Origin of the sequence: Burkholderia sp. SIMBA_051, from assembly GCF_046534915.1 — a bacterium.
In the GTDB taxonomy this organism is placed as follows: Bacteria; Pseudomonadota; Gammaproteobacteria; order Burkholderiales; family Burkholderiaceae; genus Burkholderia; species Burkholderia ambifaria.
In genome coordinates, this window is the sequence record NZ_JAWRXS010000001.1 from 655,220 (window position 1) to 668,701 (window position 13,482).

Annotated in this window: 11 protein-coding genes; 6 read left to right on the plus strand and 5 right to left on the minus strand. The window is 66.3% G+C overall.

All coding sequences use genetic code 11. From position 1 onward, the window contains the following. Positions 1-201: 201 nt before the first annotated feature. Entirely contained in the window at positions 202-447 is a 246-nt protein-coding gene (locus SB771_RS02850; protein WP_006761486.1) for a DUF3717 domain-containing protein, read from the minus strand. A gap of 259 nt (positions 448-706) precedes the next feature. After that, a complete protein-coding gene (locus SB771_RS02855; RefSeq protein WP_012365477.1) occupies positions 707-2,242 on the minus strand; it encodes an amino acid permease in 1,536 nt (511 codons plus the stop codon). Positions 2,243-2,812: 570 nt separating this feature from the next. Between SB771_RS02855 and SB771_RS02860 the strand changes: the two genes are divergently transcribed. The 3 genes from SB771_RS02860 to argG all read left to right on the plus strand — a co-directional run bounded on the left by SB771_RS02860 (position 2,813) and on the right by argG (position 7,267). Beyond that, positions 2,813-4,345 carry a sensor domain-containing diguanylate cyclase gene (locus tag SB771_RS02860; RefSeq protein WP_175659684.1) on the plus strand — a complete coding sequence of 511 codons (1,533 nt, stop codon included), beginning with the start codon at positions 2,813-2,815 and terminating at the stop codon, positions 4,343-4,345. Between the two features lie 162 nt (positions 4,346-4,507). Further along, entirely contained in the window at positions 4,508-5,578 is a 1,071-nt protein-coding gene (locus SB771_RS02865) for an FUSC family protein (RefSeq protein WP_175659685.1), read from the plus strand. Between the two features lie 351 nt (positions 5,579-5,929). After that, entirely contained in the window at positions 5,930-7,267 is a 1,338-nt protein-coding gene (gene argG, locus SB771_RS02870) for an argininosuccinate synthase (RefSeq protein WP_175659686.1), read from the plus strand. A gap of 143 nt (positions 7,268-7,410) precedes the next feature. Here argG and SB771_RS02875 read toward each other — a convergent pair whose 3' ends face one another. Next, positions 7,411-8,211 (minus strand): hypothetical protein, encoded by an 801-nt coding sequence (locus tag SB771_RS02875; RefSeq protein ID WP_175659687.1) that lies wholly within the window; start codon positions 8,209-8,211, stop codon positions 7,411-7,413. 406 nt (positions 8,212-8,617) lie between these two features. Here SB771_RS02875 and SB771_RS02880 point away from each other — a divergent pair, with 406 nt between their 5' ends. Beyond that, entirely contained in the window at positions 8,618-9,130 is a 513-nt protein-coding gene (locus SB771_RS02880) for a shikimate kinase (RefSeq protein ID WP_244096734.1), read from the plus strand. Positions 9,131-9,222: 92 nt separating this feature from the next. Beyond that, positions 9,223-9,519 carry a hypothetical protein gene (locus SB771_RS02885; RefSeq protein WP_175659689.1) on the plus strand — a complete coding sequence of 99 codons (297 nt, stop codon included), beginning with the start codon at positions 9,223-9,225 and terminating at the stop codon, positions 9,517-9,519. A gap of 36 nt (positions 9,520-9,555) precedes the next feature. On the opposite strand, the gene SB771_RS02890 is transcribed toward SB771_RS02885, so the two are convergent. Together SB771_RS02890 and SB771_RS02895 are read right to left on the minus strand one after the other, a co-directional pair. Continuing rightward, entirely contained in the window at positions 9,556-10,866 is a 1,311-nt protein-coding gene (locus SB771_RS02890; RefSeq protein ID WP_175659690.1) for an MFS transporter, read from the minus strand. A gap of 193 nt (positions 10,867-11,059) precedes the next feature. Beyond that, complete coding sequence (locus SB771_RS02895; RefSeq protein ID WP_175659691.1) at positions 11,060-12,142, minus strand: tartrate dehydrogenase; 1,083 nt, start codon at positions 12,140-12,142, stop codon at positions 11,060-11,062. A 108-nt stretch (positions 12,143-12,250) separates the two neighbouring features. Here SB771_RS02895 and SB771_RS02900 point away from each other — a divergent pair, with 108 nt between their 5' ends. Beyond that, positions 12,251-13,159 carry a LysR substrate-binding domain-containing protein gene (locus SB771_RS02900; protein WP_105830003.1) on the plus strand — a complete coding sequence of 303 codons (909 nt, stop codon included), beginning with the start codon at positions 12,251-12,253 and terminating at the stop codon, positions 13,157-13,159. Positions 13,160-13,482 lie beyond the last annotated feature (323 nt).

A 13,482-nucleotide genomic window follows, 5' to 3' on the forward strand; every position in this document is an offset into this window, starting at 1 on the left:
TCGCCCACGCCGGTCGCCCACGCCGGTCGCCCCGTGCTCGCCTGATCCCGATGCCATGACGATACCTTACAGCGCGCCGCTACTGACGCGAGCAGCATCGCGCCCGCACGCGCGTCGCGCACCGCGCAAAGCAAAACGGGAAGCCGCGAGGCTTCCCGTTCGTTCATCGACGCCGCGTCGCGGCATCGTCCCGGCCGCGCGTCACGCCTCGGTTGCGTACAGCGCATCGCGCTGCGCGTCGCTCAGCGAATCGAGCGGCACGTCCGGCAGTCGATAGCAAATCATCGCGCCGTACAGCTCGGCCAGGCAGTTGCTGCCGGCGTCGAGCGCGTAGCCGTCCTCGCCGTCCGGCGCCGGCGGATACACTTCGCGCCACGCATTGATCGCTGCTTCGATTCGCACGATGGAAACGGGTCCGGCCTTCCGCTCGGCGGGTGATGCGCTCATGAATTCCTCTGGGTTGCCGCTCCGCGGGCCGTGCCGGCCGCGGCGGAACGATTGAAACGCCGGGCGCCGCCGGCCGCCGCAACAGGCGCGCGCCGGATGCCCGATCCGCGCCGCGCTCGTCGCGCCGGCCGGGCCATGGCCCGGTAGGGTCGGGAAATATAACCGGCTTTGACCCCGTGCAGGCGAAAGCCGACAAAAAAAACGGGAAGCGTTCGGCTTCCCGTTTCATCGCATCTCGCGCGGCCCTGCCGCACCGCTATCAGCCCGCGGTTTCGCGGTTCGCCACGCGCTGCGTCTGCGCGCCGCGGTTCGCGGCCACCCATGGCGCGATTTCCATGTCTTCGTAGCGCACGAAGCGGCTCTTGTTCAGGAACCGGTAGCCGAGCCAGACGACGAGGAACAGCGGGATGCCGACGTAGGTCGCGGCCACGCCCGCCCAGTCGATCCGGTTCGCGAGGAACGCCTGATAGTCCTGCCCCAGCGCGATCACGAGACACAGCACGAACGCGAACAGCGGGCCGAACGGAAACCATTTCGACTGGTACGGCAGTTGATCGACCGCGTAGCCCTGCTTCACGTAGCCCTTGCGGAACCGGTAGTGGCTGATCGCGATGCCGAGCCACGCGATGAAACCGGTCATGCCCGACGTGTTCAACAGCCACAGGTACACCGTCTTGTCGCCGTACAGCGACGTGAAGAAACACAGCGCGCCGACGGCGGTGGTCGCGTACAGCGCATTGCGCGGCACGCCGCCCGGCGACAGCTTCGCGAACAGCTTCGGTGCGCGGCCTTCCGTCGCGAGGTTGTAGAGCATCCGGGTCGACGCGTACATGCCCGAGTTGCCGGCCGACAGCACGGCCGTCAGGATCACCGCGTTCATCACGCCGGCCGCGAACGCGAGGCCCGCGTGGCGGAACACCAGCGTGAACGGGCTCACGCCGATGTCGGTCACGTCGCTCTTCAGCAGGCTCGGGTCGGTATAGGGAATCAGCACGCCGATCACGAAGATCGCCAGCACGTAGAACAGCAGGATCCGCCAGAACACCTGGCGCACCGCACGCGGGATCGTCGTGCGCGGGTTCTCCGATTCGCCGGCCGCGACGCCGATCAGCTCGGTGCCCTGGAACGAGAAGCCCGCGATCATCGCGACGCCCATCAGCGCCGGCAGGCCGCCGGCGAACGGCGCGTCGCCGATCGTCAGGTTGCCCCAGCCGTTGCCCGGCGCGCCCTTCAGAATGCCGAAGATCATCAGCAGGCCGACGCCGATGAACGCGACCACCGTGACGACCTTGATCAGCGCGAACCAGTATTCGGCTTCGCCAAAGCCGCGAACGGTCAGCGCGTTGAGCAGGAACATCACGGCGAGGAACGCGGCGCTCCACCAGACGCCCGGCACGTCCGGGAACCAGTAGTGCATCACGAGCTGCGCGGCGACGAGTTCGACCGCGATCGTCACGGCCCAGTTGTACCAGTAGTTCCAGCCGAGCGCGAAGCCGAAGCCTTCGTCGACGTATTTCGCGCCGTAGGTCGCGAACGAGCCCGATACCGGCATGAACGCGGCCATTTCGCCGAGGCTCGTCATCAGGAAGTAGACCATTAGGCCGATCAGCATGTACGCGACCATCGCACCGCCGGGGCCGGCCTGGGAAATCGACGCGCCGGACGCGACGAACAGGCCCGTGCCGATCGAGCCGCCGATGGCGATCATCGTCAGATGGCGCGCCTTCAGCGCGCGATGAAGCTTGGGTGGGTTCGCGGGCGAACCGGATGGGTCGGAATTCGGAAGTGCGGACATAAACGAGACGAACGTTGAGCGGGCCGGCATCCGGAGCCGGCGCAAGCGGGATCGGGGGCGCCGCCTGCGATGCATTCGATGCGGCCCCGATACGCGTTGCGCGCCGGGCGCCTGCGGCGAAGCGCGGATTCTACCTGATTCGTCATCGGGATCGCGCGCGTCCGAACGCCCGCGGAATCAACGGGTTGGGTGCGGCACGGGCGGCAACGCGCCACTCACGGCCGCGCAGGCGGCGAAACGCCGATTCGCCGACCGGTTATCCGTCATTCCAATCCAAGCCATGCTAATCGGCTTCGCCTCGTATGCCGATTCCGCATTAAAGCGACAAATCAATCGACATACATGGTAATAATCAGACGAAATGTTACGGACTGACGATTGATTCATATCAAAATCGTCCGCAAGGCATGCAGTAATGATGCGTAACCGCCGGAAACCCGGTAATTCGCGCAGCATGTTTTGCATCGCGCGGCCAGCTTCAAGATTTCGCGACATAATACGGGTTAATTCGAAATATTCAGCGCGCGGCCCCCCCGATACACAAATATCCGCCGCCTGCCGCCCCCGAGGATGAATTCATACCCGCTGCCCGCTACGCTGCGCCGCCATACCGTGTCGGCCGTGGCCCGCGTTCTGTCGCCCCGCGGCGTACTCGTCGCGGGCATCGTGCTATTGCTGCTCAGCTGGGGATTCTCGACGTCGCTTTTAATCGAGGCACGCCACGACGCGTACGGCCATGCGGTCGAAAATGCGCGCAATCTGATGCTGCTGATCGAGCGCGATATTTCACGCAATATCGAACTTTATGATCTGTCACTACAAAACGTGGTCGACGGTCTCTCCGATCCGGAACTAATGGCATTGCCGCCGCGCCAGCGTCACCGGCTGCTGTTCGACCGCGCCGCGACCGGCGCGTATCTCGGCGCCATTTTCGTGATGGACCCGCACGGCAATATCGTGATCGACTCGGCCAGGTCGCCGCCGCGGCCAGGCAATTTCGCCGATCGCGACTATTTCACCGTGCATCGCGACCGGCTTGCGCCGGGCCTCTACATCAGCCGGCCCTATGCGTCCCGGCTGCGCGGCGGCGCACTGACGATCGCGCTCAGCCGCCGGATCGTCCGGGCCGACGGCACGTTCGGCGGGATCGTCGTCGGCACGCTGAACATCGATTACTTCCGCGCGCTGCTCGACGGGGTCGCCGTCGGCAAGCACGGCAGCGCCGCGGTCATCGAGGACAACGGCGCGCTCGTGTCCCGCCTGCCGTACGACGCGCGCGTGGTCGGCCTCGATCTGCACGACTCCCCGCTCTTCATCGAGTCGCAGCGCCGCAGCGAAGGCGCGCTTACGGGCGTCGGCGCGATCGACGGCGTGCGCCGCATCTACGTTTACAAGCATCTCGCGAATCTGCCGCTGCTCGTCGACGTCGCGCCCGCCGAGATCGACATCTACGCATCGTGGCGCCATCGCGCGATCTGGACCGCCGTGCTGATGGGCCTGTTCACCGCGTTCATCGCGTGGGGTTCGCTCGCGCTGTCGCGCGAACTCAGGCGCCGGCAGATCGCCGAGTCGAAGCTGTACCGGCTCGCGCACACCGATTCGCTGACCGGCCTCGACAACCGCGGCACCTTCGACGCGGTGCTCGCGAAGGAAGCGCAGCGCGCGTCGCGCAGCGGCCGCCCGCTGTCGGTGCTGTTCGTCGACGTCGATCATTTCAAGGCGTTCAACGACTACTACGGCCACCTCGCCGGCGACGACGTGCTGCGCCGCGTCGCGCAATCCGCGTCGCGCTGCCTGCGTCGCGACAGCGACCACGTCGCGCGCTACGGCGGCGAGGAATTCGTCGTCACGCTGCCCGACACCGATGCGCGGGGCGCGGCGACCGTCGCCGAGGCGATCCGCCGCGCGATCGCCGGGCTCGACATCGCGCACGGCCGCAGTCCGTACGGGCACGTGACGACGAGCATCGGCACCGCGACCGCCACCGGCGGGCGCGTGAACGCCGCGGCGCTGCTGCGGCAGGCCGACGAAGCGCTGTACCGCGCGAAGTCCGGCGGGCGCAACCGCGTGTCGGACGCCGAGGCGAGCACGGCCGACGCGTGACGCGGCTGTCGCCTACGCCGTGCCGCCTCGCCATGGACAGCCCGCGCGCGTTCGGCTAGCGTTACGTCAGCTGCGCGTGCGGCGCGGCGCCGGCCCGCGCGGGCCGCCCGCGCGTATTGTGGCCACCCCGGCGGCCACCCCGCCGGCCACCCCCGCTCCGTCATGACTGCCCAGCTCCCTGCCCGACTGCCGCCCCTCCTGCGCCACGCGCTCCGTCCTCTGCTGGACCCGTACCGCCGCTACCGGCACGCGAAGCTGATCCATGCGGCGCGCGTCGCGCTCGCGATCCTCGTGTCGATCGGCCTGTCGACCGGCCTGCGCGTGCCGCACGGCGAATGGTCGACGATCACCGTGCTGATCGTCGTCGGCGGGCTGCAGCACCACGGCAACATCCGCAAGAAGGCGGCCGAGCGCGCGCTCGGCACGTCGATCGGCGCGCTCGCGGGGCTCGCGCTGATCGTGTTGTATTCGGTCCTGCACATGCCGTTCGCGATCTACCTGCTGATGTCGATCGCGTGCGGGCTCTGCGCGTATCACGCGATCGGCAAGGCCGGCTACATCGCGCTGCTGTCGGCGATCACGATGGTGATCGTCGCCGGACACGGCGACAACGAGATCGTCGACGGCCTCTGGCGCGCGGTGAACGTGCTGGTCGGCATCGCGATCGCGCTGGCGTTCTCGTTCGCGCTGCCGCTCTATGCGACCTACTCGTGGCGCTACAAGCTCGCCGACGCGCTGCGCGCGTGCGCGGCCGTGCACGCACGGCTCGCGGGCGACCGCCCCGTGAGCGACGACGCGCACCTGAAGGAAATGGCCGCGCTGAGCGCGCTGCTGGTGCAGCTGCGTTCGCTGATGCCGTCGGTGTCGAAGGAGTGCGAGATCTCGGTTACGCACCTCGAGGCGATCCAGCGCAGCCTGCGCCTGTGCATCGGCTACCTGGAGATCCTGTCGAGCGCCGAGCCGGCCCGCGACGACCTCGCCGCCCGCGAATACATGCGAACCGCGATGAAGGCCGTGAACCGGCGCATCCGCGACACGCTCGTCGGCGCGAGCCGCGCGCTGAAGTTCGGCACGCCGAGCCGGCTCGCGCCGCGCCGCCGGCCGACCGACGCGCCGCACGACGCGCCGCCGCCGGAATTGTCGGGCTACGTGTCGATCACGGCCAAGCTGGCCGCCGAAGTCGATCAGTTGCGCGAGAAACTGCTCGATACCGCGCAGGCGTGGAATATTTGAAGGGCTGAAGGCCTGAAGGTCTGACGTCGACGGATTTCGATAGACGCCGGAAATCTTTCATCTTTCTTTCATCCGGGCGAGACCGCGTCTTGACGACATCGGCCGTACTTTCCGGACGATCCGGCCCTGGAAACAGCGCTTGCGTACCGGCGCGTGCCCACCGGTTTCGACCGCCTTTCGGCGCCGCTTCGCGGCGGATTCTCCGGCCGGTTAACCGCCCGCCAGGCCCGCCGCGACAGGCCCGACGATGCATTGGCGCGAAAATCAGGTCTTGCCCCAACTTCCCGGACAGCCGATACTCGCATATTCCGCGAAATACGATCCCACCGGCTTCAATCCACGGTAATTCCTATGAGCACGATTCTCGAAAGCCTCCCGACCGGCCAGAAGGTCGGTATCGCCTTCTCCGGCGGCCTGGACACCAGCGCCGCGCTGCACTGGATGAAACTGAAGGGCGCCGTCCCGTACGCATACACGGCGAACCTCGGCCAGCCCGACGAAGACGATTACGACGCGATCCCGAAACGCGCGATCGAATACGGCGCAGCCGGCGCCCGCCTGATCGACTGCCGCGCGCAGCTCGTCGCCGAAGGCATCGCGGCGCTGCAAAGCGGCGCGTTCCACATCACGACGGCCGGCGTCACATACTTCAACACGACGCCGATCGGCCGCGCCGTGACGGGCACGATGCTCGTCGCCGCGATGAAGGAAGACGGCGTCAACATCTGGGGTGACGGCAGCACGTACAAGGGCAACGACATCGAGCGTTTCTACCGCTACGGCCTGCTCGTGAACCCGGATCTGAAGATCTACAAGCCGTGGCTCGACCAGACGTTCATCGACGAACTCGGCGGCCGCGCCGAAATGTCCGAATTCATGAACCAGGCCGGCTTCGCGTACAAGATGTCGGCCGAGAAGGCGTATTCGACCGACTCGAACCTGCTCGGCGCGACGCACGAGGCGAAGGATCTCGAAAGCCTCGAGAGCGGCATCAAGATCGTGAACCCGATCATGGGTGTCGCGTTCTGGCGCGACGACGTGAAGATCGCCGCCGAGGAAGTGACGGTGCGCTTCGAAGCCGGCCAGCCGGTCGCGCTGAACGGCGTCGAATTCAATGACCCGGTCGAACTGCTGCTCGAAGCGAACCGCATCGGCGGCCGCCACGGCCTCGGCATGAGCGACCAGATCGAGAACCGCATCATCGAGGCGAAGAGCCGCGGCATCTACGAAGCCCCGGGCCTCGCGCTGCTGTACATCGCGTACGAGCGTCTCGTCACCGGCATCCACAACGAAGACACGATCGAGCAGTACCGCGAGAACGGTCGCCGTCTCGGCCGCCTGCTGTACCAGGGCCGCTGGTTCGACCCGCAGGCGATCATGCTGCGCGAAACGGCGCAGCGCTGGGTTGCACGCGCGATCACCGGCGAAGTGAAGATCGAACTGCGCCGCGGCAACGACTACTCGATCCTGAGCACGAAGTCGCCGAACCTCACGTACCAGCCGGAACGCCTGTCGATGGAGAAGGTGGCATCGACGTTCTCGCCGCGCGACCGGATCGGTCAGCTGACGATGCGCAACCTCGACATCACCGATACGCGCGACAAGCTGCGCGTGTACTCGCAAGTCGGCCTGCTGACGCCGGGTGAATCGTCGGCGTTGCCGCAGATCAAGGGCGATAGCGACAAGTAAGCCGGTCGCTTTCGCGGGCGGGCGGATGGGTGGTATGAAAACCGCCTGCCCGCCCGCAGCACTTCCCTCCCCGCCTTTTCTTCAAGCCCTGCCGGATTCGGAACGCGAACGCGTATCGCGACGATCCTGCACGCGCATCACGATCATTTCGCTGCCGTGGCCGTCGCGGTCGCAGTGGCCGCAGTCGTCGTCATCGTGGTGGCAGCAGTCACCGGCGCAGGCGTGCGTGCCAGATCCCGACCGATCATGTCCGCGACCGACTTCTCGCACGACTTGATCCCTTCCACCGACTTGTCGAAATTCTTCTCGAGATCGCTGAAGCTGCCGTACGTGTAAGCGAAATCGCTGTCGACGTGGACGCTGTTCGCCTTGATGTCGTAGCCGCACGCGAACGTCTTGAAATAGATGTCCTGCTTCGTCTTCGCGTCGAGAATGCGCGCGCGGACGACCACCCACGGGATGTAATCGGGCTGGTTGGGCGGCGAGATATAGCCGAACGACGTGAACCATACGTTCATGATCGCATCCGCGTCGGTCTGGATCGCGGAATAGTCATCCGACTTGCCGTCATCGGCGAGCTTCACCTTCTGGCCATTCAGCCTCACGACCTGATATCCGGTATCGGTAAGGCGGCCCGTTACGCCGTCGACGATGTCCGGTGCGAACGCGATCTTGCCGGCCGTCACGTGATCCGTGTAGGTGCTCGTATGGCTTGAGTTGACGGCGGCTTGCGTGAGCGCGCCGATCAGCCCGAACCCGGCCGCCGCGCCGCCGAGGTTGACGACCGCGACACGCTTCGGCTCGGTGACGTCGAGGATCGCGATCGAATGCAGCTTCTGACGTGCTTCGGGTTTCATGTCCGTGTTCGGCAACGTGGTGCAACCGGACAGCAGCGTCACGAGCAAGCCGCAACCGAACAGGGTGGCTTTGGAGGAGTTCTTCATTGAGTGAATTGGCTTTTGTGGTTGACGGAATGTTGAGACGACATCCGCGGAGATGACGGCGCAATGCCGCAGCAGGCCGGCTGCGGCAACGCAAAGGCAGACGACGCGCGGGCCCCTTCGCCTGCGCGCCGAATCGAATCGGTGCGTCTCATCTTCTGTTCATGCGCATGGCTTCGCCGGCCGTGCGCCCCCGGTTGTCTGGTCGTGTGGTCGTGTGGTCGTGTGGTCGTGTGGTCGTGCAGCTTCAGCAATACTTCGATGAGCTACCGAGAAAAGGTAACGGCGCGCGCTCCAGGTTTCTTTAGGGTGCTTGATCGAATAATTCTTCTGATCGCTTCGCGGCCGACATTACAAACGGATTTCATCTCGAGGCACAATGCAGGCGTTCCGATCAAGCACGCCCTTCATGACTGTTCCATCGAACGCGCCTCTCACCGTCATTCACCTGAACGGCCCGATCAACAGCGGCAAGACGACAATCGGTCGCGTACTCGCACGCGCGCTGCCCGATGCGCGCTTCATCGACGGTGACGATCACGACGCGCCCGACGACGCCCCGTTCGACGTGCAGTGGGCGATCGCGCTGGAGCGTCTGGTCACGCAGATCACGCACGCGAGCGAACGTCATCTGGTGATCGCCTATCCGATCGGCGAAGCGGAATTCGAACGGCTGCGTGCCGCCTGCAATGCGCGTGATGCGCGGCTGTTCGTCGTCACGCTCGCGCCGCCCGAAGCGATCGCGTCGTCGAATCGCGGCACGCGCGCACTGACGGACTGGGAGCGGCAACGGATCGCCGAGATGTATCGGGAAGGGTATGCGGCGCGCGCGTTCAGCGATTGCGTGATCGATACGTCGAACGTGTCGGCCGATGCGTGTGCGACGGAGATCGCTCGCCGTGCGGCGCTTCCCGCACATTGACGCACCCGCATCGATCGCGCCGCGGGGAACGTCGTCGTCACGCCGTGTATCCTCGAGGCTTTTCGCCAACCTGGAACGACACCCGATACAACATGACAACACGACTCGGCTCTCTTCTCGCGTGGCTCGCGGTCATTGAAATCGTCGCGCTGGTGATGTGCTACGGCTATGCCAGCTCGATGACCGATCCTTACGCAGGTGTCGGCGTTCTCGGCTTCGGCCTGCGGAGCATGGCCACTGTCTCCGTCCTGGCGCTTGCCGTCGGCGTCGGTTGTCTCGTGGCCCACACGTCGAAACCGGACCAGCGTCCGGAGACTTCATTGCGCATCGCGCTCCCGCTGCACCTTCTGCTCTGCATCCCGGGCCTGTGGTTCTGGTTCAACGCGTAACACATGCCCGAACCGGCGAATGCAGGCGCGCAGCCTTCAATGATGATGCTGCGCCCCCGTCACGACCTGCGCCCTCGCCTCCTTCCGGCTCAGCATCAACGTAACGACCGCCGACACCGCGAGCGTGCCCGCCACCACGTACAGCCCGGCCGCATACCCGCCCGTCACATGCTTGAGCCAGCCGATCGCGAACGGCCCGACGAAACCGCCGAGGTTGCCGAGCGAGTTGATCATCGCGATCCCCGCGGCCGCGCCCGCGCCTGACAGGAACGCGCTCGGCATCGCCCACAGCGGCGCCTTCGCGGCGCTGATCCCGATGTTGACGACGACCAGCGCGAGCACGGTCAGGAGCGCGGTGCTCGCCTGCCCCGCGAACACGAAGCCGATGCAGGCCAGCACGCACGGAATCACGACGTGCCACGTGCGCTCGCCGGTGCGATCCGAATGCCGCGCCCAGACGATCATCGCGACGACTGCCGCGACGCTCGGGATGCCGGTGAGCAAGCCCGTCTGCAACGCGGTGAAGCCGAATTGCTTGACCATCAGCGGCGCCCACAGGCCGAGCGTGTACAGCCCCGCCGACGTGCCGAAGTAGATCAGCGCGAGCGCCAGCACGCGCGGGTCGCGCAGCGCCTGCCATGCGCCGGCCGTATGCCCGGCATGCGTGTGGCGCGTGTCGGCTTCCGTCTTCAGCTTCGCGATCAGCCAGTCGCGCTCGTCCGGCCGCAGCCACGCGGCCTTCGACGGCGAATCGGTCAGGCACTTCAGCACGACGAAGCCGAGCAAGACCGCCGGCAGCGCTTCGATGATGTACAGCATCTGCCAGTCGGCGAGCCCGAACATCGGCGGCATCTGCATGATCGCGCCCGACAGCGGCGAGCCGATCGCGGTGGAGATCGGCGCGGCCGCCATGAACCACGCGGCGGCCACCGCGCGCTGCTTCGCGGGAAACCACAGGCTCAGGTACAGGATGATGCCGGGGAAGAAACCGGCTTCCGCCATGCCGAGCAGGAAGCGCAGCACGTAGAAGCTCGTCGGTCCTGCCGCGAACGCGGACACCGCGGACACGATGCCCCACGTGATCATCACGCGCGCGATCCAGATGCGTGCGCCGACGCGGTGGAGGATCAGATTGCTTGGCACTTCGAACAGAAAGTAGCCGATGAAGAACAGGCCGCCGCCGAATCCGAACGCGGTCGGCGACAGGCCGATCGCCTTGTTCATCGTCATCGCCGCGAAGCCGACGTTGACGCGATCGAGAAAGCTGACGAAATAAAGCAGCATCACGAACGGAATGATGCGCCACATCAGTTTGCGCGCGACACGCGTTTCAAGATCCGCTTGCATGTGTCTCCTCCTTGGAGGTCGAGCCGTGCGCGGTGCGCGCGTGCCCGGTGGGTGCCGGCCGGTGTCACGACGACGCGTGCGCACCGGCGCCCGGCTCGCGTCGAACGCGCGAGTCGCAGGCAGAAAATTCAGGGGCGGTGAATCGACGACGAACGGCTGCGCACGCGCGCGGCCGTTACCGTCCTCGTTGCCGTCAGGCGGCGACCGTCGCGTTCGCGACGCGCTCGCAGACGGCGGCCGTCACCTGCGCGGTGCTCGCGCTGCCGCCGAGATCCCGCGTATGCAGCGACGGGTCGGCCGTGACCGCCTCGATCGCCTGCATCACGCGCGCGGCGGCATCCGTTTCGCCGAGATGCTCGAGCAGCATCACGACCGACCAGAACGTGCCGACCGGATTCGCGAGGCCCTTGCCCATGATGTCGAATGCGGAGCCGTGGATCGGCTCGAACATCGACGGATAGCGGCGCTCGGGATCGATGTTGCCGGTCGGCGCGATGCCGAGGCTGCCGGCGAGCGCGGCGGCGAGATCGCTGAGGATGTCCGCGTGCAGGTTCGTCGCGACGATCGTGTCGAGCGACGCCGGGCGGTTCACCATGCGCGCGGTCGCGGCGTCGACGAGTTCCTTGTCCCAGGTGACGTCGGGAAATTCCTGCGCGATTTGCTTCGCGATCTCGTCCCACATCACCATCGCGTGACGCTGCGCGTTGCTCTTCGTGATGACGGTCAGCAGCTTGCGCGGACGCGACTGCGCGAGCCGGAACGCGAAGCGCATGATGCGTTCGACGCCGGCGCGCGTGAGGATCGACACGTCGGTCGCGGCCTCGATCGGATGCCCCTGGTGCACGCGGCCGCCGACGCCCGCGTATTCGCCCTCCGAGTTCTCGCGCACGATCACCCAGTTCAGGTCGTCCGGCCCGCAGCGCTTCAGCGGCGCGTCGATGCCGGGCAGGATGCGCGTCGGGCGCACGTTCGCGTACTGATCGAAGCCCTGGCAAATCTTCAGGCGCAGGCCCCACAGCGTCACGTGGTCGGGCACGTCGGGGTCGCCCGCCGAGCCGAACAGGATCGCGTCCTTGCCGCGCAGCGCGTCGAGGCCGTCGGCCGGCATCATCGCGCCGTGCTGGCGGTAGTAATCGGCGCCCCAGTCGAAATCCTCGAACTCGAACGCAACGCGGTCGCTGCCGCGGGCCAGCGCTTCCAGCAGCTGCTTGCCGGCCGGCACCACTTCCTTGCCGATGCCGTCGCCGGGAATGGTCGCGATACGGTAGGTCTTCATGCTGACATCCTCGATTGATCGTAAGCGTGAATGCACTTTACCGAACCGGCAGTACGGGAACCGGTGCTAGACTCAAAGCATCTTTAACTTTGATTCACGAATCCTGTCATGGCGGATACCGTCCAGCCGGCCGATCTCGGCTTCTTCTCGACGCTGGCCGCGTCGGGCAGCCTGAGCGCGGCCGCGCGCGAACTCGGGCTGACCGCGGCGGCCGTCAGCAAGCGGCTCACGCAGATGGAGCGTCGCGCGGGTGTGACACTCGTCAACCGCACGACGCGGCGCATGATGCTGACGCCCGAGGGCGACGTGTATCTCGACTACGCACGCCGGATCCTCGATCAGATGGACGAACTGGGCGAATTGCTCGGCAGTGCGAAACAGCGGCCGAAGGGGCTGCTGCGCGTGAACGCGACGCTCGGCTTCGGGCGCAGCCACGTCGGCCCGGCTATCTCGCGCTTCGTCGCGCGCTATCCGGAAGTGTCGGTGCAGCTGCAGCTGTCGGTGATGCCGCCGCCGCTGACGGACGACGCATTCGACGTGTGCATCCGCTTCGGCGAGCCGCCCGACACGCGCGTCGTCGCGCGGCGGCTCGCGCCGAACCGCCGGCTGCTGTGCGCGGCGCCCGCGTATCTCGCTCGGCACGGGACGCCGGGCACACCGCACGAGCTGACGCGGCACAACTGCATCGGCATCCGGCAAGGCGACGAAGGCTACGGGATCTGGCGGCTGACGGGCGGACGCGGCGCGGCGCGCAACACGGAGGCCGTGCGGATCAACGGCAACCTGACGACGAACGACGGCGAGATCGCGGTGAAGTGGGCGCTCGACGGACACGGGATTTTGATGCGCGCGGAATGGGATATCCGCGACTACCTGGCCGACGGGCGCCTCGTCGTCGTGCTGCCGGACTATGAGACGCCGGCCGCAGATATTTATGCGGTGTATGCACAACGGCATCAGATGTCCGCGCGGATACGCGCGTTCGTGGACTATCTGGCGGGGGAGTTGGGTGGGTGACGGGGGTGCGGGCGGACGAGCCTCAGTGCGCCCTGCAGGGCGAAGTGGCCCCGGGCGTCCCGGTATAAACCGCGTTCGGCGCTGACTTGCCCCATCGAGAAAATGTCAATATTTCGGTGTTTTTTCCCATAAAAAGCCAGAATATTTACATTCTCTCTTGCACGACCGGATCGAACCACCGCCCAATGGCCCACACTCGCGACACGACTGGCGCTTTCCGCGCGGGAACAGGAGCGCATGGCCGACGCGTTTCGCCTCGCGGGCAACTGACTGGGTTCAGCTACGCCGACAACCGCACGCCGAACCGAATACAATGCGTCGAT

Coding starts and splice junctions, on each gene's coding strand:
- SB771_RS02900 (WP_105830003.1), top strand. CDS start 12,251: ATGGCGGATACCGTCCAGCCGGCCGATCTCGGCTTCTTCTCGACGCTG.
- argG (WP_175659686.1), top strand. CDS start 5,930: ATGAGCACGATTCTCGAAAGCCTCCCGACCGGCCAGAAGGTCGGTATC.
- SB771_RS02860 (WP_175659684.1), top strand. CDS start 2,813: ATGAATTCATACCCGCTGCCCGCTACGCTGCGCCGCCATACCGTGTCG.
- SB771_RS02880 (WP_244096734.1), top strand. CDS start 8,618: ATGACTGTTCCATCGAACGCGCCTCTCACCGTCATTCACCTGAACGGC.
- SB771_RS02865 (WP_175659685.1), top strand. CDS start 4,508: ATGACTGCCCAGCTCCCTGCCCGACTGCCGCCCCTCCTGCGCCACGCG.
- SB771_RS02895 (WP_175659691.1), bottom strand. CDS start 12,142: ATGAAGACCTACCGTATCGCGACCATTCCCGGCGACGGCATCGGCAAG.
- SB771_RS02855 (WP_012365477.1), bottom strand. CDS start 2,242: ATGTCCGCACTTCCGAATTCCGACCCATCCGGTTCGCCCGCGAACCCA.
- SB771_RS02890 (WP_175659690.1), bottom strand. CDS start 10,866: ATGCAAGCGGATCTTGAAACGCGTGTCGCGCGCAAACTGATGTGGCGC.
- SB771_RS02850 (WP_006761486.1), bottom strand. CDS start 447: ATGAGCGCATCACCCGCCGAGCGGAAGGCCGGACCCGTTTCCATCGTG.
- SB771_RS02885 (WP_175659689.1), top strand. CDS start 9,223: ATGACAACACGACTCGGCTCTCTTCTCGCGTGGCTCGCGGTCATTGAA.
- SB771_RS02875 (WP_175659687.1), bottom strand. CDS start 8,211: ATGAAGAACTCCTCCAAAGCCACCCTGTTCGGTTGCGGCTTGCTCGTG.